We start from the raw sequence: 23,261 nt of genomic DNA, 5'->3' as shown, positions 1-23,261 counted from the left end.
GGAGCTGTTGGGGCTGGAGTCAACCACCGTGGCATCGCGATTGAAGCGAATGGGCATTTCGGTCGACTGATGCTCAATCTGCGACTGTGGAGGCGCGGAAGTGGCTGCTGGTTGGAGACGGACCGCGAGGAACAGGCAGCGACGTAGATCGGGGGCTTTGTTCATGCGCGACATGAACTGTCGCACGGCCATGCCATCTTGGGCGCTCGTTTGCCTCCCCAACCCAAGGAGCGTTCGGCATGCCTACCGTCAATTCTGATGCGCAACCATCCGCCAATGCGGACAAGGTTCGCACCGTCTTTGCGAGTTTCGATTTTTCCAGGCAACCCGCCCCCACACCCCTCGACCAAGTCCTGCACGAGCTGCTGGCGCCTTGCCTCGCCAACGAGCCGGGACCGGATGCGTCTGGCTGCCTGGCCCTGCTGCCGGTGCAGACCGGCCTGGGCAAGACCCACAGCAGTCTGGGCCTGTTGATCGAGCAGATGCTGGCGCAGGTGCAGCGGCGTATCGAGGATCCCTCCGCATCTGTGTGGCGGCTGATCTACATCACCGACTCGATCGACAACACGCGGCATGCCCGCGACAAGCTGCTCGAGCTGATCGACGCTCAGACTGTCGACGGCCAGCTCCGCTTCAGCACAGAGCAGCGCGCTTGGCTTAAGGCGCAGGTGCTCTACCTGCCGAGCCAGGCCAACCAGCTGGAGAGCTGCAGCGACGAGCTGGTGCATGAGCTGGTCGAGCGTTTTGCTGGCGCAGACCGTAAGCTGCTGGCGCAGTGGGCGGAGTTCCGCCGACTCTCCCTAATGGCCAGGGAACGCCGCGAGCTGGCGAGTGCCTTGCGCGACAATCTGCAGGAACGGGCGCAGGCGATTCACAAGACCCTGCTCAAGGAGATCCAGACCTGCCTGCGCGAACGTCAGAGGCGTGGCGAGCCGCTGACCTCATCGAGGGAGCAGGCACTGCTCGACCAGTTCCTGCCCGCCGAGCGGCTGCGCCGTGGCGAGGCGCATGTGCTGTTCATGACCACCAGCAAGTACCTGCATGGCTGCGACCATGCGCTGGGCAAGTACCAGCCGCTGCTGGATCTGCAGGGCCAGTTGCTGCTGATCGACGAGATCGACCGCCAGAATGGCGAGATCCTCAAGCTACTGGTGCGGCGCAAGGCGGTGGACCTGATCGAGGTGATGCGTACCCTGCATGCCAACCTCGGCGTCCACCACCTGGACAACGGCCCTCTGTATCGCGACATCGCTCGCCGTTTCGACGAACTGGCTGCCGACCTGCGCGAATTCGCCGAAGAATGGCATCTCGACTGCGCCTACGACGTGGAAAACCTCGAGGAGCTCCAGGCCCCGCTGAGCCTGTTCTCCGACCGCAGCTACACCCATGTGCATTCGCTGCAGCACTGCTTCAGCCGGCTGGAGCATGACGAGGAACGCCAGAAGAACCTGATCCAGGTACTCGCGCGGGAAGGGGGCGAGATGTTGCCTCTGGACGAGGATGCCTTCAGCCGCTTCCTCAATGGCGCCGACCAGTTGTTCCAGCGTTTCATCCGCCTGATGGAAGTGGCGGTGTATCAGCGCCAGGCCAATGCGCGACACAGTGAGGCGGAGGATACTCGCGAGCGCTATCTGGATTCGCAGCGCCAGCAGGTGATCGGCTCGATCCTCAGCCACTACAACCTGCGCGGGCTGATCGAGCCGGTGCGCGAGGCGCTGGCCAGCCATGCGCTGAGTCCCACTCGACAGACGCAGGCGCGCGAGCAGCGCAGCTACCACGGGCGAGGCTTCAAGTTCATCGAGGTGCGCCGTCACGCCGACAGCCAGGACACGGTTGCCGCGCAGCTCAGTGGCCTGCGCTGCTCGCCCAGCGGCTGGCTGGCCGAGCTGGTCGAGGGCGGGGCCGTGGTGCTCGGTATCAGTGCCACCGCCGAGGCGCAGACTGTGGTGCACAATTTCGACCTGCACTATCTGGCGCAGCGTCTCGGCAGCGCCTTGCGGCGGGTCGATGGCGCCCAGCGCCAGCGGCTGCACGAGCACTATCACCAGCGGCGCGACTATGCCGACCGGGTACGCTTGGAGGTGGCGTTCCACTCCGCCGACGAGGTGTGGCTGTACGACCAGTTGCTGCTCTGGCGCAGGGTGCGCAACCCAGCTGTCGAGCTGGATCGCCTGCTTGGCGGCGATGAGGATTGCGTCTTCCAGCGCCAGCAGCTGAGCAAGCTGCTGCAGGCCCTGCAGCGCTTCGCTTCCAGTCCCGACAACCGTTACCTGCTGGTACTGCGTAATAGCTTCCGCAGCCTGCAGAACGACGAGCTGCGTGCCTTCGTCGAGGACTGCCTGCAGCGCTGGTGTTCGATGCGGCCGGTGCGGGTGTTCCACGAGGTCAATGCTGGTGCGCTGCGCGCCGATGTCTATGACCAGGTGCTGGAGGTGCTGCACCACACCCTGGACAAGGTGGTGGTGTTCAGCAGCTACAACACCATGGGCACCGGCAAGAATCCCGACTACCGGGTCGGCCAGCCGGCGGATCGCGAAACGCTGGTCTGGGTGGGCACGGGCGAGGCGGACTTCCGTGCTGCCGATATCGACGCACTCTACCTGGAGAAGCCTACCCACCTGCTGCCTGGCGACGAGACTGCGCCGGACAGCGAGCGGCTCATCCGCCTGCATTGCACCTTGGCTCTGCAGGAGCGCGATGAGCTGTCGGTACGCGAGGCGCGCCACTGGATCCGTCGGCTGCTGCGTAACGACACCCGGCAACTGCTTGGTGACTATTACCAGACCCGCGACTACCCGGCGGCGGTCTGGCGCATCGTCGAACAGGCTGTCGGCCGTACCGCACGCACCGCCTGCAAGCGCCGGCAGATCCTCCTGCTCGCCGACGCCGAACTGCGTGAGCTGCTCGCCGCCGACGATCGCGATCCGCGCCTGCTCTCCCATGAGTACCTGGCTCTGCGCGAGCGGGCCGGCACGCCGTCTACTCAGCAGCGCGCCGCGTTGCAGGAGCGCCGTTGCCTGAACCTCGCTGTGCGCCACACCGAGAATTCCCGCCAGTACATCCGCTCCCTGCTCAAGCACCTGTACCAGGGCGATGAGGCCACCATTGCCGCCTGGGAGGGGCTACGCCGTCAGGTGCTGACGCAGCCGGCTCTGGCCGCCGAGCCGGTCGAGCAGGCCTTGCTTTACCTGCAACTGCCGGGTGAGTCAGCTGAGGGCTACGCGTTCAGCGGCAATCCCGAGCATGCCGTCGCGGACCTGTGCTTCTTCTCCGGGCTCAAGCGGCCGCGGGAGGTCAGCGCCCGTGCCGCTGGGCTACCGGTACTGATGGCCAATCGCCAGGTGCGCGAGCACTTCATTGCCAACGACTTCGCCTGCCACTGGCCCGCCTCACCCTGGCTGCTCAATCCACTGGTGTTCCAGGCCATCTATCAGGGCGCGGTGGGTGAGCAGGCGGCCCGTGCTGTGCTGGAGGCGCAGGGTCTGCAGTGGCAGCCCCTGCCGGCCGAGCACTACGAGCGCTTCGATGCGCTGGTCGAGTACCGCGGCCAGCGGGTATTGCTCGACGTCAAGCACTGGCGTGGCGCCCAGGACAGCGAAGCGCAGGAGCTGGAAGCCTGGACAGCGAAGATCCGCCGTGTCGGCGCAGCGCTGGGCGTGCGCAAGGTGATCTACCTGCGGGTGCTGGGCCCGGCCGGACAGTCGGTGCGCTTCTGCGACGAGCAGTTCCGCGGTTGCCCGCCCGAGCAGGCGACGGTGATGGACTGGCCGGCGTTGCTCGACGAGCGTACCGGACAGCTGTTGGAAGACAACCTGATCGAGTTTCTCACCTGGCTGGAGGCCAACGCATGAGCCGTATCGAAACCACCCTGATCGAGCGCTACACCCTCGACCGCGAGCGCATCGCCGAGCGCTTCTCCCTGTGGTGCATCGGTTACCGCGACTACGCTGGTCGCGAGCAGCGGGCCCGCATTGCTACGTTGGCGCGGGATATCTATGCCAGTGGCCCGGTGCTGGCGCTGCATCGCTATGGCGGGGAGAAGGCCTGCTATGTGCTGACGCCCAGGGGCGAGTCGTTGAGCCTGGCCGATCCTCGGCTGACCTGCTCGGAGCGCGATATCGTGCAGGAGCAGCATGGCTGGCTGCTGGCCTGCCTGCTGATCAAGGCCCTGCCCAGCCAGTTGCCGGAACTGGCTTTGCAGGAGGCGAGCCGCTTCGAGGCCGAGGGCCTGTATTACCTGGTCAGGCAACGCAAGCTGCAGCGCAGCGAGAGTCCGCAACTGGTGGCTGTGGAGGTGGCCATGCAGCCGCAGAAGCTCGACATGGGCAGGCAGCAGCTGAAGATCGCCGTGCAGACCTTCACGCCATTGTCTGCACTCCTGAACCAGGACGGCGAGCTACCCGCGCGTCTGCGTCGCAAGCCGCGCTATCGGCTCGATCGCTACAGTCAGCTATTGCACAAGTCGCTTGAGGGGGACTACCTCAAGTGCAGCCTGCCGCGTCAATCGCGCCAGCGAATACCCATGCTCGACCTCGGCAAGCAGAGCCTCAGCGACTACCAGTGCTGCAAGCTCGGCATCTTCTCGCTATTCCTTGAGGATCTGCAGCGTGCCTACGCCGGGGCACTGAGCCTGGAGCTGCAACAGATCCAGGTCGACGAGCGTTACCAGCCGACTCCAGCCGTTCTCAAGCGCGAGTACGCGAAGATCGATGAGATCCTCCGCGACTGGCCGCTGTACATCATCGACACGCTCGGTACGCCGGATACCGTCGCAGCCCTGCGTGAAGCGCTGCAGGTACGTGGCTTCGCGCCGCAGCAGGTGGATACACCGAAGCCCGGCGCTTGCCATCTGCTGATCGTGCCGCCGGTCGAGCGCTTCGAGGCGGAGCCCGAGCGCGATCCCTACCGGCAGATCAAGCGCGCCCATACCGATGCGGTGATCCAGGCCTGCACCGTCGAGAAGCTGTTGCCGGAGGGGCAGGACGAAGTCTCGCCCCATGTGCTGGACGTGCTGCTCAAGGAGCTGCTGTTCAAGCTTGAGCTGCAGCAGGGCCGGCAGCTGCTGGACGGCTATCCGATCCCGTCGGATGCGCTGTTCGTCCTGCCCTGGCGGCTGCGTCGCGAGGAGGACGAAGAGGAAGAGCAGGACGAGGGACAGGAGCGGCCGGCAGCCAACCTGTTCCTGACCCTTGAACAGCGTGACGGTCGGTTGCATGTGGAGCGGCTGGAGCCGGAGGCCTGTCTGGCGCGTGTGGATGCCCTGGATACCTCGCTGCTCAGGCGTCTGCGCTCACCCTACTGGGCGCAGGCCAACATCCCGCTGGTCTACTGGCCCAGCACCGGCGACGTGCTGGCCTTCATCGACAGCGAGGCGGTCGCCCTGGCCGATTTCCGTGGCATCGGCGAGACCCTGCGGGCGTTGGCGCAGGGGCGCAGTCAGCGTATCCCGGCAGAGCTGCTCAGAGAGTTTCGTGCGGCCAATATGGTGCTCGACCAAGCGGGTGAGGCGCTGGAGGCACTGCTGGCCGAAGCTATGGATAGCTACGGCTATGCCGAGCTGCAGAAGATTTCTGCCAAGGGTTCGGGAAAGCTGTTGTTCGCCTGGCTGGAGGATGCGCTCGGTGCGCCGCTCAAGGCTGTTGGTTTGCAGGGACAGGACGGCCCCCTGGAGCGACTGACTGGCCTGAACCTGGATGCCGGCGGCCGCCTGTATTTCGCCGGCAGTGTCGGCTCGCCACAGCGCCGACAGGAAAACTTCAGCCACCTCTACCACCTGTACGGCACGCACGAGACAGTCCCTGAGGAGATCCTGCGCCTGATGCAGCCACTGCACATCAGGCACAAGGGACTGACTGTCTACCCTCTGCCGTTCAAGTACCTGCGCGAGGTCGGTCAGGCACTCGAACTGCAGCAGGGCGAAGCCTGAGTGGGCGCGTCGGCATCTGGTGCCATGGCGTCGCGATACTGCCGGAGGCTGGTTTCCAATTGGCTCAGCAACTCCTGGCGCAAGGCCAGCGGCTCATGCACCACCATCTTCCCGGCGTGCGACAACAGCCACCAACGCAGTTGCCAGCTGTCCTGCAGGGTAGCGCTCAGTCGGTAGCCGTCGCCATCGATCTCAAGGCGCATGTCGTCGGTCAGCGGGGTTTCTCGCAGCTGACGCGCCAGCTCCAAGCTGATCCAGGCCTGCAGCTTCATCATGCCCGCCCCCGGACTTGTGAACTGCAGGGCGCCGCTGGCGATGTATTCGTCCAGGCTGAAGTCGTCCGGCCGGCGGCATGGCACATCGAGCAGATCAACCTGCTGGAAGCGGTGCGCCGCGTACAGCCGCACGTCCTCGTAGGGTTCGGCGATGGCGGCCAGGTAGGTGATGTTGCCGCGCTGGATCAGCGCCAGCGGATTGAGCCTCAACTCAGTTACCTTGTTGCGGTGAGCGGCGAAGTAGCTGCAGTCCAGCTGACGATCCTCGAGCAGCGCCTGCTGGATGCGCTCGAGCAGCTCGCCGTTTATCTCGGGCGCTAGTAGCGCCAGCTCTGGCGGTACGCTGGCGATCTTGTCGATCCAGCGCGCCGCCGGCACTTGGTCGCCGAGCGCCAGCAGTTTCTGGTGAGCCTGGGCGAAGCGCGGCTCCAGGCTCTTGAGCAGGTAGGCGGGCAAAAGTGGGCGCAGGCTGTCCTCGACCAGACGCAAGGTCAGCGCTTCGCTGAGGGTCAGGCCGGGCAGCTCGGCGGTAGCGCCTGGTGTCCAGTACCAGCCATAGGGGGCGCTCTTGTCGTTGCATTGCAGCGGAAACAGATTCGACAGTTCGATCAAGTCGCGCTCGATGGTGCGCTTGCTGACCGTGAAGCCGGCATTATCGAGCAGGTCGACCAGCTCCTGCGCGGTGATGCCCGGCGGACGGGCCGGCAGACTACGCAGCAGTTCCCACTGGCGGCTGATGGTGTTGCGGGTGGCGGTGGCGGACATGGTTCTTCCTTGAGTTGGAGGTTCAGTTGCTGGTGCTGACCGGCAGGTGCGGGCCGACGTAGGCGATCACCACCTGGCCGTCGATGATATCGAAATACACGCGCATGCCTTCCAGCCCGGTCTGGTTGCTGACCCGCAGATGGCGCACGAACAGCCGCTTCTCGCCCTGCCAGTTGAACTCGCGCAGGGCGCGCAGACGGGCGTCGCTGAGGGTGGTCTCCGACTCCTTGGCGCAGTAGGCCTTGCTGCCGAAGATGCCGCGCGCCTGGGTATCCGGAGTGCCAGAGTTGATCGCGTCCAGGTAGGGGAACAGCAGCTTGTCGAGCAGATCGAACAGCCGCTCGGTGGCCGCGAACTGGCCCGGATACTCGGCTGCCGAGTCCCAGGCGCTGTCCAGCACCATCAGGCGCGAACCGGCAAGCTGGCTGAAATAGGCCAGTACCTCGCTGGGGCTGAGGCTGTCGCGGGCGCTGGCGACCCGGCGCAGCAGAGTGGTATCGACCGCAGGAGCCGCGACACGCGGGGGCAGGGCGCCGACCGCCTCGGCCATGCGCTGCAGGCGATGCTGTTCGCCGTGGGCATCCTTCAGCTCCTCGCGCAGTTGTGCAGTCGCGTGGCGGGCATCGTGCAGTTGCTGGCGCAGTTGCAGGATGACCTCGTTTTCGTTGCCATTCGCTGTGAGCGGCGTACCGAGCGCTGACTCGGCAGCCTTTTGCTCGCGCTTCTCGCTCTTGCTCGTCGGAGTGGTCTGACGCTGCAGCTTCTCGATGCCCGCGTAGAAGCCCTCCCAGAGCGCGACATAGGGGCGTGTCTCGGCCAGCGAGCGGGTGAACCAGTCGCGGTTGGCGAGGATTTCCTGGCGGGCGGCCTCGGCCAGCTCGGCGATCTTCAGCAGGCCGGAGACCGATGGCGTCTGCCCCAGCGCCACGATCTGCGCGTGCATGGCCTGCAGGCGGTCGAGACGCTGCTGGCTGGCGGCGAGCAGTCCGGGGATGTCGATGCACTCGGCTTCCTGCTCGACCAGCGCGCGCAGGCGCTGCTGCAGGGCCGCGTGGTCGGCGATACGCTCGAACTGCAGTGGCCGGCCGATCAACTGCGCCGGCAGCGCGCCGGCCTCCAGCTTGATCTCCAGGGCGGCGCTGTAGCGCACGAAGGCCTCGCGCAACTGGGCGTAGCGCGGCCCGGCGTCCTTGGCGCAGAAGTGCTGGTAGAGGCTGGCGAAGGTGCGCGGCAGGCTGCCGTGCTGGACCAGACGGGCCTCCAGCTGGCGCACCTGATCCAGCGCCGTGCGCGGGCCTTCGCTCCGGTTGCCGGCGTCGGCGCACAGCAGATAGGCCAGGGTGTCGCGGGCCACCTGCGCGTCCATCTGCTCCCAGACCGGGCGTGCCGGGGCGAACGTCTCGCCGTTCAGGCCGAAGAAATGGAAGGGCTGCGCGCCGCACTCCCTGAACGGCGAGGTATGGATAGCCAGCAGGGCGGCCAGGCGCGGCGGCAGGCCATACAGCAGCAGGCTGGCGGCCAGAATGGCGCGGGAGCGGTCGGCTCCCGACCAGGCGCCGGCCTGCAGGCGTTCGCGCAGCAGGCCCAGCTGCAGGAGGGGCTCGACCAGATGTGGCAGATAGGCGCCCTGGTCATGCAGCCAGGCCATGCACGGCCAGTGTGCCTCGATACGCCCGGCCAGCTCGACGGCGGTGCTGTCGCGGCATTGGCTTGCCAGCTCGCCATGCGCCTCGCCGAGCAGGCTGCGCAACTGGCCGGCCAGACGGCGTGCCGGATCGGCCTGTTCGCGATCAGCGGGTGGCAGTTGTCGCAGCAGACGCTCCCCCAGGCGTGGATTGCCGAGCAGCATCGACAGCACCACCGCCGGGCTGGAGCGCTGGGCGTTGCGGGCAAAGGCGGCGGTTTCCGGGGAGCGCACCTTGAGCAGCAAATCCATAACCCGGGTCACCTGGCGCTGGCTGCCGTACCAGTGATTCCAGACGATGGCTGCGCTGCCGGGATTGCGCAGGCACAGCGGCAGCTCCAGCAGGTCGCCGAAGCCGCATCCGATGCTGCCGTTGGCGAAGTCGCTGGCGATCCACTGCTGCAGGGTCTTCCGGTCGGTAGCGGACATGGGGCGCGAACTGGCGGCATCCGGCAGCGCGGCGCTGTCCTGCAATACCCCGGAAGGGGCGAGGTCGGTCAGGAACCTGTGCCAAGCGTACGTCTGCAGATCATCGTCCAGGGTGCTCGGGGGGAGTGCGGTCACTGCGTTGTTCATGGGGGACTCCTTTCTCAGGCCGTGGCAAAGGTGGGGACGCTGGCAGGGTATCGGGTGGCAGCGACAGCTTGTGTCGCGAGGCGTTGTGATGGGGGCGGGAGTCGGGCGCGACGCAGGCTGTCGCGTAGGGCGAGCATACTGATCATCCCCATCCTTCATGGAGAGATCAGTCATGCCCAGATCCGAAAGGACGCGCGCCTGCATGTCACCCCGCTCACCCGACGCCATCCTCGGCTGCCTGCTCGGCGGCGCCGTAGGCGATACCCTTGGCGCGCCGGTCGAGTTCCTCACCTGGGCGCAGATCCGCCAGCAGTTCGGCGAGTGCGGCATCGTCGATTTCGTGCCGGCCTACGGCCAGCTTGGCGCCATCACCGACGACACCCAGATGATGTTGTTCACCGCCGAGGGCCTGCTGCGCGCGCAGGTGCGTGGCGTGGCGCGAGGCATCTGCCATCCGCCGGGCGTGATCCACCACGCGCTGCTGCGCTGGCTGCTGACCCAGGGCGAGCGCGCCGCCACCGAGGTGGGGGAGGATGGCTGGCTGTTTGCCGAGCGCCGCTTGTGGTCGCGCCGCGCGCCCGGCAATACCTGCCTGTCCGCCCTGCGCGCCAGCCGCCACTTCGGCGAACTGGCCGACAACGACAGCAAGGGCTGCGGCGGGGTGATGCGCGTGGCGCCCTGCGCCTTCTTCCCCGACGCCTTCGCCAACGCCGCCGAATCCGCGCACCTGACCCACGGCCACCCCACCGGCTACCAGGCTGCCGGCCTGTTCGCCGACATCCTGGCGCGTATCTGGGAGGAAAGCCTGCCACTGGCCGAAGCCACCCGCGCCAGCCTGGCTGCCCACGGCGACAAGCCCGGCATGGAGGAAACCCGCCAGATCGTCGAGCAGGTGCTCAGGCTGCACGAAGAAGGCCTGCGGCCGACGCCGCGGCGCATCGAGCAGCTCGGCGGCGGCTGGGTGGCCGAGGAAGCGCTGGCCATCGGCCTGTGGTGCGCGCTGGCGGCGGACAGTCTGGAGCAGGGCGTTGTGTGGGCGGTCAACCACAGCGGTGACAGCGACAGCACTGGGCTGATCGCCGGGCACTTCCTCGGCCTGATCCACGGTCCGGGCGCCATTCCCGTCTGCTGGCTGGACAGGCTGGAACTGCGCGAGGTGATCGAACAGGTGGCGCGGGATATCGGCGAAGTGCCCGAGCGGTATCGGGGCGGCGGGAGTGACCTGGAGCGGGAGATCTGGGAGCGCTATCCGGGGTGGTGAGGAAGAGACGCATACCCCGTCAGGTGGGGTATGCGTCTACCAGGCTCAGGCTTTGACGACCGGAGCAACCTGCTCCAGCAGGCTTACGATTTCTTCCAGCTCCCGTTTCGATGCACAGCGCCTGCCGTTGCGCCTGAGCTCCTCGCCCAGCATCTGCAGGGCTTGCGGATTTTCGATCAGGTACTCGACCCGCTCCAGGGGCGTCATTCCCTGGGAGTTGCGCTGCCAGGCAAGCTCGGGGGCTAGCTGCAGCAGACGCCGGGTCGCATGCAGGTTCCCGGTCCAGGCCGCGGTATGCAGTGGCGACTGACCGTCGCAGGTAAGCTTGTCCAGGCGGCACGGATGATCGAGCAGAGCATCGACGCAGCTGTCCACGCCGGACTTGATCGCTGAGTGCAGGGCGGTCATGCCCTGCCAGTCCTGCATTTCCGGGTCGGCTCCAGCCTGCAGCATGATCCTGACCAGCTCGGTATCCCCCGCCTCGGCCATCAGCATCAGTGGTGTCTGGCTCTTGATGTCGGCAATGTTCAGCTGCGTCGGTGCTTGCTGTGCCAGCAGGCCGAAGAATTGCCTCCAGTGCTCCAGCATGGCCGCGAAGTTCTGTTGCTCCCCCTCCAACATGGCAGCCGGAAGCTTGTGCAGTCCTTGCGCAAAGCTCGTGCGCATCTTGAATAGGAGCATCAAGACCGAATTACCGTCGACGTCCGGCAGGCTTGATTTCAGCAGTTGGCGATTGGCCTTGACCCAGGCGAGCAAGCCGTCCTGAGCGCCACTAAAGAACAGCGGCATCAGGTCTTTGAGCATTTTCCGGCCCGCTTCGCTGGCGCGACGCTTCTGGGTCGGGACTCCCGGATAGGGCCTGTACAGGGTGTCCCAGAAGTATTCGGAAGCCCAACGAGCCGTTTCCTCGATGCTGGGTATTTGCTCGCACTCGGTCATCATGCCGCCAGCCAGCATCTCCCTGTAGTACTTTTCGTGGTTGTTCAATATCAGCTTCTGGTTGGCGACCTCTACAGCGAGGCAGTCCCGCGCCACTTCTCCGCGCAGTGAGCCGTAGCAGCGCTTGCGCCCCGCTTCCAAGGCTTCCTTGAACAGCTTGCCGGCACCCTCAAAGTCGTTGCAGGCCAGCAGGTGCTTGGCCTTGTATTGCAGGATGGCGGCTTCCCACAGCTCGTAGGCAGGATTGGACTCGGCCTCCTCGAGCAGTGCCTGTGCGAGGTCACGGACATCCTTCGGCCTGTTGCTGCGTTCGTTATTCAGGTAGCCGTCCAATTCGTAGAGAGCGGCTTGCAGGGTTTCTGAAGGCGTGGCCGCCAGTTCACGCAGGCGCTGGATGGCTGCCTGACTGACCTTGGAGCCAAGATCCCTCCGTTGGGCAATCTGGCTGACGACCCAGTAGCGGCTTTCTCCCTGCAGCGTCCGCCAAGGCGATGCGGTTTTCAGGCGCTCGGTCAGTTCCAGCTCTGCCTTGAACTCTTCGGCAGTCGCTTTCATCCGTTCGATATTGCGCTGGATGATCGGGGCGGCTGATTCCGCGTCCAGCCCGACATGATCTTCGAGGGTTGTGCCGGGTTGCATCTCGGCGAAGTGACGGGTCAAAAGCTCTGCCAGCGCGGAATTGGCAGTATTCCGTTGTGAGGGCAAAATCGAAAGGAACAACCCGTGCCTGTCCCATGGCGGCAGGTGCTCCTCGAACCAGACATTTTCAGCTGCCTCGCCCTGATCCCTGCAGTTGCGCCAACCACCAATGGTCAGGTTGTAGGCAAACTTGTAGATGGCGAACAGCTGCAGCAGCTTGTTCTGCTGGGCATCGGCACATTGCGAGTCAACATCCGGGCACAGGAGCTTGAGTAAGCGCTCATAGCCACTCTGCACCATGCGGGCAAACAGCAGGCGTTGACGGATAGTGTGCGGTGAGGGGGCGGCGTAACGCCTGGCTAGAAGTGCCACGAAAGCAGCCTTTTCGTCTTCATCCGCACTGCCATCCAGAATCGCCTCAAGGCGGCCTGGCAGGGTCATCGGGATTTCCAGGCGCAGTTGGTCGGCAGTCAGTTGCTTGCGCATCACGAACTTCAGGGCATCAGCGAATTGCTCGGCAGGCGAACGGCTGCTGTCGAGAGTGAAAGCACCCTTGAAGTCCAGCACCGTGTTGTCCGAGAAGTACTTGCGGAAGGTGTCGGGGCGGATATTGGTGTCCTTGCGCCAGTTGTACAACGAACGCCGAAGGCCATCATGTCCACCTCGCGTGACCTCGCTGCGCACGTCGGCAAACTCCTCCAGTGGCATCCCCAGCAGGTCCAGCAGCCAGTCCACTACCTGGGCCACCGGCAGATACAGGCTCGGCTTGCCGTCCACCTCGCGAGGCTCGGGCAGATACCAGAACCGTCCACCCGGCATACCTTTGTCCAGTGCTTCCTCGAGGTTCCAGAAAGCTGCGCGGCGAGCAATGCCGGGAACATAAAAGTACCCAAGCAACTGCCAGAGCACTTGGCGCTGGTCGGCGGCGAAGGTCCAGATATTCAGCTCGAGATATTTGTAGGCATCCCCGAACTCCATAAGGTTCTTCAGCACATCCGCTCGCGCCAGTGGATCCATATCCAGCGCATCGAAAATGGCGTCGAAGACTTCTTCAGCCATTTCCCTGTGATGGGACAGCTGCATTTGCCCAGTAGCAAAGTTGCGCTTCGGCTTGGTTTGGTAGGGTGTGCATCCCAGGCTCTGATGAACCTGCAGCAGGATGGACTCGATCGTGGGTAGGGTGCTCATGGCGCCTGTCCTTGGTGTTGTTGACGGTGCGGTAATCCTTGCAAAGCCCGGCCACCTTACCACTGAAAAATCCCGTACCCCCCTCGCAGGCCAGTGATGGAGGAGGGGGTACGTGGTTCTGCATACCGGGCAATCGGGTGCACTGACACCCTGCGCGGACCCCAACCCATGGAGTCCGCGTCATGCAAACCCCCACCCCGCTGGTCCTCAACTGGCACCTCACCGAAGCCTGCAACTACCGCTGCCAGTACTGCTACGCCGCCTGGGGCGAGTCCGCCTGCCCGCGTGAGCTGATCCACAGTCCGGAGCGAACCGCGGCGCTGCTGAGCGAGCTGTACCGATTCTTCCAGCCGGGCAACCGCGCCAACCCGCTGGCCAGCCGAATGTCCTGGAGCTCCGTCCGCCTCAACCTGGCCGGCGGCGAGCCATTGCTGCACGCCGGCAAGCTCCCGGCCATCGTCAGCCAGGCCCGGGCACTCGGCTTTGAAGTCTCGATGATCAGCAACGGCTCTCGCCTGACCCGGGAGCTGCTGGACCGACTGGCGCCGCAGCTGACCTGGCTGGGCATCAGCATCGATTCGGCCTGCCCAGAGACCAACCGCTCCATCGGCCGAATTGATCGTCGTGGCCGGCTGCTCGACCTGGATGATCTGGCGATCGGCCTGGCCAGTGCTCGCCAGTCCAACCCCGGCCTGCGCCTCAAGCTCAACACCGTGGTCAACCAGCTCAACCACGCCGAAGACCTCAGCCCGCTGATCCGACGTTTCGCCCCTGACAAATGGAAAGTCCTGCGCATGCTGCCGGTGGTGAACCAGCATCTGACCATCAGCGACGAGCAGTTCGGCGCTTTCGTCGCCCGTCACCGCACCTTCGCCAACATCCTCTGTGCCGAAGACAACCAGGACATGCGCGAGTCCTACCTGATGGTCGATCCTCATGGGCGCTTCTTCCAGAACAGCCCGATGATCGCCGGGCAGGGCTATGCCTACAGCCGACCGATCCTCGAGGCTGGCGCCGAGGCCGCCTTCGCCCAGATGGTCTTCGACCCCGAGCGCTTCAGCGCGCGCTACATCCCGGCTGTGGCAGGAGAGGGCGCATGAAGTACTGCTCGAACAAGGAGATCGACCAACTGATCCGCCAACTGGTCCGGCAAGGCTGGCGCTTCCATCGTGGCAGCAAGCATGGCCGCCTGACCCACCCGAGCGGTTGGCCGACCCTGACCGTGGCCAAGTCCCCCAGCGACTGCCGCAGCCTGCAGAACTTCCGCCGCGACCTGCGCAGTGCCGAGAACGCCCGGGACTGGGAACATGTTCCCAGCCCTGAGCGCGACATAAACTGTCGCGCTCGTCGGGCAATATCACATCACGACGAGACGTGCCCCTTAATGGTTCACTTCCCCGTTCCGCTAAGTGAAGACTGAGGCGATAATGCCAGCCTTTGGACATCAGTCGGGGCGGCTCTAGTCCGCGGTTCCAGGCCCGTGAAAGTAGATATCGAGACGCAATGACCAGCCAGCAGTCCCTGATCAAGTTCGGCTTCAAATTCGGCAAGAACGGCGCACATGCCGCTCGTACCATGATGCTTGCCGAGCTTCAGGAGCTGTTCGCCTACACGCCGGTGGACGCCGGTCGCGACCAGTACTGCGAGCAGATCGTCGACTTCAACCGCCTCGACAAGCCGACCAGCAATGCCCGCGTGCTGACCTACGGTCACCTGCTCGACCTCTACGGCATGAGCCCCGAGGTTCCGCTGTTCCGCGTCTTCCGCACCCTCTGGGAGCAGGACAGCGCCGCCCGCCCAGTGCTGGCGCTGCAGCTGGCCATGGCCCGCGACCCGATCCTGCGCCTGTCGACAGCGACCATCCTCGAGCGCCAGCCGGGCCAGCCGCTGACCCGTGAGGAAACCGAAGCCGCACTGGCCGCCCCCGATCCCCAGCGCTTCAAGGCGACCACCCTCAAGTCCGCCGCCCAATGCGTCAACGGCAGCTGGACCCACGCCGGCTACCTCAAGGGCCGGATCAAGAAGCTCCGCAACCAGCCGGTCATCACTGCCAGCAACGTCGCCTTCGCCCTGTTCCAGGGCTACCTGCACGGCCTCAGTGGCCAGCGCCTGTTCGCCAGCGAGTGGTGCAAGCTGCTCGACTGCCGCCTGGAGCGCCTGCTCGAGCTGGCGCGCACGGCCTCCCAGCGCGGACTGATCACCTTCAAGCATTCCAGCGAAGTCATCGAAGTCGACTTCCCCGACTTCCTCACGGACGAAGAGAGAGCCTGGCTCAATGAGTAACCGCCTCGACAAGCTGATCAACAACTACACCAGCCACATCAGCATCCCTTGGCAGCACGGCCTGGCCAACGCCCAGCGCGTCCTGTTCGCCGTCTACCACAAGGAAGACGAACTCAAGCTGCGCGCCCGCCTGGAAGACTTCCGCGTCGCCGCCGAGGCGGCCGGGCACGTCTGGCTGCCGCTCGACATCACCCACGCCTTCCCCGAGTGGATGGCCGGGCAGAAATACCGCGACGACTACTTCGAAGACCCGGAGCTGCTCGCCAGCAAATACAAGCGCTTCGCCCAAGATCTGCTCGAACGCCTGCAACAGCAGATCGCCGCCCAACAGGTGGACGAGCACAGCGTCGTCGCTCTGATCGGCTGCGGCACGCTTTTCGGCTTCACCTCCGTGGCCGGCTTCGTCGAGGCGCTGGCACCCCACGTGCCCGGTCGCCTGCTGGTGTTCTTCCCCGGCGAACATATCGAGAACACCTACCGCTTGCTCGATGCTCGTGACGGCTGGGGCTACCACGCCACGCCGCTGACCTCCGACAACTAGCTGCCGCATTGTCGGCACGGACATCCGCTTTAAACGAATCAGGGAATAGACTCATGCTCAACCGCGACATCTACCAGCTCGACCCGTTGCAGAACCGCCTGGCCAACAACGGCGTCGCTGAAGTAAAGGACGACCTCTCGGTCCAGGCCCTCAATACCCTGCGCTACGAGCTGGAAACCTTCGTTTGCGATGGCGAATACGCCAAGGGCATGGACCTGATCCTCGGCACCTACCTGCGCAACCTGACCACCGACCATGAGCAACCTGGCGTGTGGATCAGCGGATTCTTCGGCTCCGGTAAATCGCACCTGGCCAAGATGCTGCGCACCCTGTGGGTTGACCAGCGCTTCCCCGACGGCGTCAGCGCCCGCCATATCGCCCGCCTGCCGGATACAGTCAGCGACCACCTCAAGGAACTCAGTAACCAGGCCCAGCGCTACGGCGGCCTGCATGCCGCGTCCGGCACCCTCGGTGCTGGCGCCAACAACAACGTGCGCCTGGCTCTGCTCGGCATCCTCTTCAAGTCCGCCGGCCTGCCCGAGCAATACCACCTGGCGCGCTTCGTCCTCTGGCTCAAGCACAAGGGCTATCTCGACCTGGTGCGCCAGCGCGTGGAAGAGGAGGGCGAGAACTGGGAGCGCGAACTCGACGACCTGTTCGTCTCGCCGATCATCGCCCGCGCCCTGCTGGAGTCCGACCCGACCCTGGCCAGCGACGTGAAGGGCGTGCGCGTGCTGCTCAAGGAGCAGTTCCCCCAGGTCACCGATGTCACCAACGAGCAGATGGTCAAGGCCATCTACGACGCACTGCAGCGTGACGACAAATTCCCCCTCAGCCTGATCGTCCTCGACGAGGTCCAGCAGTACGTCGGCACCGACGCCGAGCGCGCCTACCTGGTCCAGGAAGTCGTGGAAACCTGCTGCAAACACAAGGCCTTCGGCAACCGCCTGCTATTCGTCTCCACCGGCCAGAACGCCCTGTCCGGCATGCCCAACCTGCAGCGCCTGATGGGCCGCTTCCAGGTCACCGTCATGCTCAAGGACACCGACGTCGAGTCGGTGATCCGCAAGGTCATCCTGCAGAAGAAGGAATCCGCCCGCGCCGAGCTGCAGGCCGTACTGACCCGGCAGCTGGGTGAAATCTCCCGCCACCTGCGCGGCACCAAGGTCGAGTACCACCAGGACGACGAGAAGGTGATGCTCGCCGACTACCCGGTGCTGCCGGTGCGTCGGCGCTTCTGGGAGCGCGTGCTGCGCATCGTCGACACCACCGGCACCGTCTCCCAGCTGCGCAACCAGCTCAAGGTCATCCATGAAGCCGCCAAGGCCACCGCCGAGTACAAGCTCGGCCACGTCGTGCCCGGCGACTTCATCTATGAGCAGATCGCGCCCAACCTACTGCAGACCGGGGTCATCTCCCGCGAAAGCTACGACACCATTGCCCACCTGTCCGCCGGCGATGCCGACCAGCAGCTGCAATCGCGCCTGCTGGCGCTGATCCTGCTGATCGGCAAGCTGCCCACCGACCCGGTGGCCGACTGCGGCGTGCGCGCCACCGCCGACATGCTCGCCGACCTACTGGTCGAGGACCTCAACCACGGCAAGGACGAGTTGCGCGCCCGCGTGCCCAAACAGCTCGAAGTCCTGGCCAAGGAAGGTCATGTCATGGCCATGCAGACCGCTGCCGGCGTCGAATACCGCCTGCAGACCCAGGAAAGCGCCCAGTGGTACGACACCTTCCGCCAGCAGGAGGCCGACCTGCGTGGCAACCTGCAGCGCGTCGACAACCAGCGCGTCGACCTGCTGCACGCCTTCATCAAGAAACAGCTCGGCCAGGTGCGCCTGAGCCAGGGCGTCAGCAACGTCGCCCGACCGATCACGCCCTGCTTCGACAGCGAATTGCCCAAGGACGCCGCCCAGAAGATCTACCTCTGGGTGCAGGACGGCTGGAGCACCAGCGAAGCCTCCTTCCACGCCGAGGCCCGTGGCGCCAACCCCGACCTGCCGACCATCTACCTGTTCATCCCGGCGCGTAACCGCTCCGAGCTGACCAACGCCATCATTGCCCAGAAAGCCGCCGACCTGACCCTCGAGCTGCGCGGCGTGCCGAGCACCGAAGCCGGCACCGACGCCCGCAAGGCCATGGAAACCCGCTTGCGCGATGCCGACAAACAGGTCGAGCTGCTGCTCAAGGAAATCTTCTCCGGCGTCCAGGTGCTCCAGGCCGGCGGCGCCGAAGCTCAGGGCAACAGCGTCGCCGCCTGCATCGAGAAGGCTGCACAGGCCTCCATGGTGCGCCTGTACCGTGAGTTCGACCTCGCCGACAACGTGCACTGGGGCAAGGTCTACGACCGCGCCCGCAAGGACGGCGGGCAGAACGCCCTCGAAGCCCTCGGCTACAACGGCGAGCCTGAAAAGCAACCGGTGTGCGTGGCCATCCTCAAGTTCATCGGCGCAGCCAAGAAGGGCAGCGAGATCCGCGACACCTTCAGCGCCGCGCCCTACGGCTGGCCGCAGGACGCCATCGACGGCGCTCTGTTCGCCCTGGTAGCTGCCGGCGTACTGCGTGCCAGTGACAGCGCCGACAAGCCGCTCGGTGCGCAGAGCCTCGACCGCCAGAAGCTCACCCAGACCACCTTCCGCCCGGAAACCATCACCATCCGCCCGGTGGATCTGATCAAGGTGCGTGGCCTGCTCAACGCCGTCGGCATCACTTGCCAGCCCAACGAGGAGCAGCAGAAGCTCCCCGAGCTGATCAGTCTCGCCCGTACCCTGCACAACGCCGCCGGCGGAGATGCCCCGGCCCCGGCGCGCCCGGATGCCAGCCTGATCGACGCCATCGCCAAGGAGAGCGGCAACAGCCAGCTCAAGCTGGTGATCGACCACAAGGACGAACTCAAGCCGTTGCTCGACGCCTGGCGCGCCCAAGGCGACAAGCTGCAGCAGCGTCGCAACGACTGGCAGCTGTTGCAAACCCTGCTGCGCCTCAGCAAGGGCCTGGCCTTCCACGACAAGCTGCACACCGAGGTCGAAGCCATCAAGGCCAACCGCAGCCTGCTCGCCGAGCCCAGCCCGCTGGAGAATCTGATCGACGGCACCATCGGCCAGCTGCGCGAAGCCATCAACCACCACGTCAAGGCCTGCCAAACCGAGTACGGCCTGCGTCTGGCTGAGCTCGAAGCCGACAGCCACTGGCAGCAACTGGACGCCGCCCGCCGTCAGGTCATCCTTGAACGCCGCCAGCTCGCCGAGCTGCCCGCCGTCAGCCTGGCCAGCCGCGAGGATGTCATCGACAGCCTGGAAACCTGCTCCCTCGAGCAGTGGAGCGACCGCACCGCCTCGCTGGCCGCCAGGTTCGAAAGCGCCCGCCAGGAGGCGGTCAAGCTGCTCCAGCCGCAGGTCCAGCACGTCGCCTTGCCCAAGCGCACCTTCGAGAACGAAGCCCAGCTGCGCCAGTGGCTGGCCGAGGTCGAAGCCAGCCTGCTCGCCAAACTGGCCGAAGGCCCGGTGATGGTCTGAACGCTCCGCTCTCTCTCCCGCTTGCGGGAGAGGGCCGGGGAGAGGGTGGTCACAGGGTGGAAAACGCCGTGCAGCGGCTTTTCCACCGCTGTCCGCCCAAGCCGAACCCGTAGGGTGGACAACGCCGCACCGCGTCTTGTCCACCACCGAATCCGTAGGTCGGGTTAGCCGCAACGCGGCCTAACCCGACGGCACCCCATCCGTAGGGTGGACAACGTCGCGCAGCGACTTGTCCACCAAGCCAGCTCCACCCGTGCCGCCTTCGCGGTGGCCAAGGAATGCCCCATGCGCCAAGCCCTCGACAAGCCGCTCCGCAAGCAACTGGAAACCACCGTCATCAAGGCCCGCGAGATCGCCGAACAGGCCGCCGCCGAGGCCCTGACCCGCCTCAGCGTTGGCGACGCAAGCGCGGCGAGCTACCTCAATGCCGACCAGCGCGCCCTGCGCAACCGCCTACGCGCCCATGGCCGCCAATTGGGCGATCTGCGCAGCAGCAACGGCCAGCAGGAAACCCGCCGCCTGTGCAGCGAAATCGCCTACGAGCACTGGCACCGCATGCTGTTCGCCCGTTTCCTCGAACAGAACCACCTGCTGATGTACGACGAGCACACCGCGCTGACTCTCGACGAATGCCAGGAGCTGGCCGCCGACGAAGGCTGTGCCGACGGCTGGGAGCTGGCCGGCAAGCTGGCCGCGAAGATGCTGCCGCAGGTGTTCCGCGAAGGCTCCCCGGCGCTGGCCGTGCCGCTGGCCTTCAACCACGTACGCGAGCTGGAAAAGCTGATCGCCGCCCTCGACCCGGATACCTTCCAGGCGGCCGACAGCCTCGGCTGGGTCTACCAGTACTGGCAGGCCAAGAAGAAGGACGAGGTCAATGCCGCCGGGGTGAAGATCGGTGCCGACGAACTCTCGCCGGTCACCCAGCTGTTCACCGAGCCGTATATGGTGCAGTTCCTCCTCGACAACAGCCTCGGCGCCTGGTGGGTCACCCACCACCCCGAGCAGCGTCATATCCTGCCGTTCACCTACCTGCGCACCGTCCCCGCTGCCGGCACGAACATCCCCTCTCCCCCTGGGGGAGAGGGCCAGGGTGAGGGGAAAACTGCCAGCACCGAAACCCCCGCCGCCGGCACCTTCGACGGCTGGCCGGAAAAACTTGCCGACTTCCGCATGCTCGACCCCTGCTGCGGCTCCGGCCACTTCCTGGTCGCCACCTTCCTGATGCTGGTGCCCATGCGCATGGCCTCCGAAGGCCTGAGCGCCGACGCCGCCATCGACGCCGTGCTGCGCCAGAACCTGCACGGCCTGGAGCTGGACCAGCGCTGCGTCGAACTGGCCGCCTTCGCCGTGGCCCTGGAAGCCTGGCGCTACCCCGGCGCCGGCGGCTACCGCAGCCTGCCAGCGCTGAACATCGCCTGCGTCGGCCAGCGCATCCAGACCCCGCGCGAGCAGTGGCTGGCGCTGGCCGGCGACAACCCGGAACTGAAGGCCGGCATGGCTCGCTTGTACGACACCTTCAGCGATGCGCCGATCCTCGGCTCGCTGATCGACCCGGCGCGCAGCCTCAAGGGCGACCTGCTCACCGCCGACTGGAGCGATGTGCAGCCGCTGCTGGCTAGGGCGCTGGCGGTGGGCGAGGCGGAGGAGGAGGACCTGCACGAAGCGGCCATTACCGCCCAAGGCCTGGCCCGTGCCGCCGAGTTGCTGGGGCAGCGTTATCAGCTGGTAGTTACTAACGTCCCATATCTGGCGCGGGGCAAGCAAATAGAAGCTCTTCGAGATTTTTGCGATCATTATTACTTCACGGCGAAAAACGATCTTGCAAATACTTTCCTTGAAAGGTGTATTGAGCTAAGTGCGGCCCCCTTTGGGGTGGCGCAAGTAGTAATGCCCCAGAACTGGCTATTTCAGGCGACAGGAGAGGAGCAACGTACAGATCTACTTAAAAAGAATAGTTGGAGGCTGCTTGCTCGTTTGGGAGCTGGTGCGTTCGGTACTATTTCTGGCGAGGTAGTGAATGTTATTTTGTTGACAGCTTCAAATGATCGTCCAAGTAGTGGGTCAAGGATTCATGGTGTTGATTGTACTGAAAGTCGAACTGCCGAGAGCAAGGCTAATGAGTTGCGCTATGGTGAAGTCAAGTCTCTATCTCAGCTTGAGATTCTTGATAACCCTAAGGCAGTCGTAACATTTGAGGATTTGAGTGTTTCGCTGCCGCGATTGGGGCAGTGGGTGGAAAGTTATCAAGGTCTTGTTACTGGAGATATAGAACGATTTTCACGTGGTTTTTTTGAGGCTCCGCTAAATTCGTTGAGAGGTGATTGGCTGCCGCTCAAAGCACCGATTTCTACATTTGACGATCAAGGGCGAACTGATGTTTTGCTCTGGGAGCGAGGAGACGGTCAGCTACATCGTTATGCTGAGGTAAGCCGAGATCAGCTTCATGACATGCATGAAAGCGGCAATCTGGCATGGGGTAGGCATGGTGTTGCCGTTAATCGGGTGAAAAATTTACGGGCTGGATTGTATTTTGGAGAGGCTTTCCATAATAGCGTTGCAGTGGTTGTACCTAAAGCAGGTTTTGAGGGTTTGCTACCAGCTATCTGGGCCTTTTTGTCTTCGGATGAGTTTTTTTCTGAGGTTCGTAAGCTGGACTCAAAGCTTAGTCTTACAAACCGTGTTCTTCTCCAGCTTCCTTTTGATGAGAAGCGCTGGAAGACTGTTGCAGCAGAGCGTTTTTCCAAAGGGCTAGAGCTTCCGCTGTCTAACGATCCCACCCAATGGATCTTCCACGGCCACCCGCAGCCCGCTACCGAGCCGCTGCAGGTAGCCGTCGCCCGCCTGCTCGGCTACCACTGGCCGGCCGAGTCCGACAGCGAGATGGAGCTGTCCGACCAGGCCCGCGCCTGGATCGCCCGCAGCGCCAGCCTGAATGCCCTGGCCGACGACGACGGCATCGTCTGCCTGCCGCCGGTGCGAGGCGAAAAGGCCGCCGCCGACCGCCTGGAGAACCTGCTGGAAGCCGCCTTCGGCAACGACTGGACGCCCCAGCGCCGCAACCAGCTGCTGGAAGAGGTCGGCGCGAAAAGCCTCGACGCCTGGCTGCGCGACAAGTTCTTCGAGCAGCACTGCAAGCTGTTCCACCATCGTCCGTTCATCTGGCACGTCTGGGATGGCCTCAAGGACGGCTTCAGCGCCCTGGTCAACTACCACAAGCTCACCCGCGCCACCCTCGAACGGCTGATCTACACCTACCTCGGCGACTGGATCCGCACTCAGCAGCACGGGGTCGAGCAGAAACTCGACGGCGCCGCCGAGCGCCTGTCCTATGCCCTGAGTCTCAAGGACCGCCTGGAACAGATCCTCGCTGGCGAAGCCCCCTACGACATCTTCGTGCGTTGGAAGCCCCTGGCCGAACAACCCATCGGCTGGGAACCCGACCTCAACGACGGCGTGCGCCTCAACATCCGCCCGTTCATGACCGCCGAAGTCCTGCGCCACAACAAGAAGCCCAAGCTCAACATCGAGTGGAAAAAGGACCGCGGCACCGACGTCCCAAGCGCCCCCTGGTACACCCTGGGCCTGCAATACGGCGAAAAGGAAGGCGCCCGCATCAACGACCACCACCTGACCCTGGCCGCCAAGAAAGCCGCCCGCACCTGAACA

12 protein-coding genes are annotated in these 23,261 nt (G+C 64.7%); 9 read left to right on the top strand and 3 right to left on the bottom strand.

Annotation, left to right across the window (positions count from 1 at the left end):
- Positions 1 to 239 precede the first annotated feature (239 nt).
- Together E5198_RS09475 and E5198_RS09470 are read left to right on the top strand one after the other, a co-directional pair.
- The gene (locus tag E5198_RS09475; RefSeq protein ID WP_136489751.1) at positions 240 to 3,851 is read left to right on the top strand and encodes a hypothetical protein; all 3,612 of its coding nucleotides are present in this window, start codon (positions 240 to 242) and stop codon (positions 3,849 to 3,851) included.
- Positions 3,848 to 5,926: a hypothetical protein gene (locus tag E5198_RS09470; protein ID WP_136489750.1), complete on the top strand. Its 2,079-nt coding sequence runs from the start codon at positions 3,848 to 3,850 to the stop codon at positions 5,924 to 5,926. The genes E5198_RS09475 and E5198_RS09470 overlap by 4 nt, the downstream gene beginning before the upstream one ends.
- Here E5198_RS09470 and E5198_RS09465 read toward each other — a convergent pair.
- Positions 5,893 to 6,966, bottom strand: coding sequence for a YafY family protein (locus E5198_RS09465; protein WP_136489749.1), 1,074 nt, complete (start codon positions 6,964 to 6,966; stop codon positions 5,893 to 5,895). The two genes, E5198_RS09470 and E5198_RS09465, sit on opposite strands and share 34 nt — an antisense overlap.
- Before the next feature lie 22 nt (positions 6,967 to 6,988).
- Complete coding sequence (locus E5198_RS09460; protein ID WP_136489748.1) at positions 6,989 to 9,226, bottom strand: hypothetical protein; 2,238 nt, start codon at positions 9,224 to 9,226, stop codon at positions 6,989 to 6,991.
- Positions 9,227 to 9,428: 202 nt separating this feature from the next.
- Here E5198_RS09460 and E5198_RS09455 point away from each other — a divergent pair, with 202 nt between their 5' ends.
- Positions 9,429 to 10,487 carry an ADP-ribosylglycohydrolase family protein gene (locus tag E5198_RS09455; protein WP_136489747.1) on the top strand — a complete coding sequence of 353 codons (1,059 nt, stop codon included), beginning with the start codon at positions 9,429 to 9,431 and terminating at the stop codon, positions 10,485 to 10,487.
- A 45-nt stretch (positions 10,488 to 10,532) separates the two neighbouring features.
- On the opposite strand, the gene E5198_RS09450 is transcribed toward E5198_RS09455, so the two are convergent.
- A complete protein-coding gene (locus tag E5198_RS09450) occupies positions 10,533 to 13,253 on the bottom strand; it encodes an ankyrin repeat domain-containing protein (protein ID WP_136489746.1) in 2,721 nt (906 codons plus the stop codon).
- Positions 13,254 to 13,435: 182 nt separating this feature from the next.
- On the opposite strand from E5198_RS09450, the gene E5198_RS09445 reads away from it, so the two are divergent.
- The 6 genes from E5198_RS09445 (at position 13,436) to E5198_RS09420 (ending at position 23,258) form a co-directional block, all read left to right on the top strand.
- Complete coding sequence (locus E5198_RS09445; protein ID WP_136489745.1) at positions 13,436 to 14,353, top strand: viperin family antiviral radical SAM protein; 918 nt, start codon at positions 13,436 to 13,438, stop codon at positions 14,351 to 14,353.
- On the top strand, positions 14,350 to 14,673 hold the full coding sequence (locus E5198_RS09440) for a type II toxin-antitoxin system HicA family toxin (protein ID WP_136489744.1): 324 nt from the start codon (positions 14,350 to 14,352) through the stop codon (positions 14,671 to 14,673). Before E5198_RS09445 ends, E5198_RS09440 begins: the two co-directional genes overlap by 4 nt.
- 83 nt (positions 14,674 to 14,756) lie before the next feature.
- On the top strand, positions 14,757 to 15,536 hold the full coding sequence (locus E5198_RS09435) for a hypothetical protein (protein ID WP_136489743.1): 780 nt from the start codon (positions 14,757 to 14,759) through the stop codon (positions 15,534 to 15,536).
- A complete protein-coding gene (locus E5198_RS09430; RefSeq protein ID WP_090347578.1) occupies positions 15,529 to 16,077 on the top strand; it encodes a DUF1788 domain-containing protein in 549 nt (182 codons plus the stop codon). Before E5198_RS09435 ends, E5198_RS09430 begins: the two co-directional genes overlap by 8 nt.
- A gap of 53 nt (positions 16,078 to 16,130) precedes the next feature.
- Positions 16,131 to 19,595 carry a BREX system P-loop protein BrxC gene (brxC, locus tag E5198_RS09425; RefSeq protein WP_136489742.1) on the top strand — a complete coding sequence of 1,155 codons (3,465 nt, stop codon included), beginning with the start codon at positions 16,131 to 16,133 and terminating at the stop codon, positions 19,593 to 19,595.
- 285 nt (positions 19,596 to 19,880) lie between these two features.
- The gene (locus tag E5198_RS09420; protein ID WP_136489741.1) at positions 19,881 to 23,258 is read left to right on the top strand and encodes an N-6 DNA methylase; all 3,378 of its coding nucleotides are present in this window, start codon (positions 19,881 to 19,883) and stop codon (positions 23,256 to 23,258) included.
- Positions 23,259 to 23,261 lie beyond the last annotated feature (3 nt).

This window comes from Pseudomonas sp. A-1, from assembly GCF_004801855.1.
Classification (GTDB): Bacteria; Pseudomonadota; Gammaproteobacteria; order Pseudomonadales; family Pseudomonadaceae; genus Geopseudomonas.
The sequence above is the reverse complement of the archived record's forward strand: the minus strand, read 5'-3'. Positions and strand labels throughout refer to the sequence as shown.

Excerpts from the sequence above, each read along its gene's own strand:
- E5198_RS09475 (WP_136489751.1), top strand. The coding sequence starts at position 240 with ATGCCTACCGTCAATTCTGATGCGCAACCATCCGCCAATGCGGACAAG.
- E5198_RS09470 (WP_136489750.1), top strand. The coding sequence starts at position 3,848 with ATGAGCCGTATCGAAACCACCCTGATCGAGCGCTACACCCTCGACCGC.
- E5198_RS09465 (WP_136489749.1), bottom strand. The coding sequence starts at position 6,966 with ATGTCCGCCACCGCCACCCGCAACACCATCAGCCGCCAGTGGGAACTG.
- E5198_RS09460 (WP_136489748.1), bottom strand. The coding sequence starts at position 9,226 with ATGAACAACGCAGTGACCGCACTCCCCCCGAGCACCCTGGACGATGAT.
- E5198_RS09455 (WP_136489747.1), top strand. The coding sequence starts at position 9,429 with ATGTCACCCCGCTCACCCGACGCCATCCTCGGCTGCCTGCTCGGCGGC.
- E5198_RS09450 (WP_136489746.1), bottom strand. The coding sequence starts at position 13,253 with ATGAGCACCCTACCCACGATCGAGTCCATCCTGCTGCAGGTTCATCAG.
- E5198_RS09445 (WP_136489745.1), top strand. The coding sequence starts at position 13,436 with ATGCAAACCCCCACCCCGCTGGTCCTCAACTGGCACCTCACCGAAGCC.
- E5198_RS09440 (WP_136489744.1), top strand. The coding sequence starts at position 14,350 with ATGAAGTACTGCTCGAACAAGGAGATCGACCAACTGATCCGCCAACTG.
- E5198_RS09435 (WP_136489743.1), top strand. The coding sequence starts at position 14,757 with ATGACCAGCCAGCAGTCCCTGATCAAGTTCGGCTTCAAATTCGGCAAG.
- E5198_RS09430 (WP_090347578.1), top strand. The coding sequence starts at position 15,529 with ATGAGTAACCGCCTCGACAAGCTGATCAACAACTACACCAGCCACATC.
- brxC (WP_136489742.1), top strand. The coding sequence starts at position 16,131 with ATGCTCAACCGCGACATCTACCAGCTCGACCCGTTGCAGAACCGCCTG.
- E5198_RS09420 (WP_136489741.1), top strand. The coding sequence starts at position 19,881 with ATGCGCCAAGCCCTCGACAAGCCGCTCCGCAAGCAACTGGAAACCACC.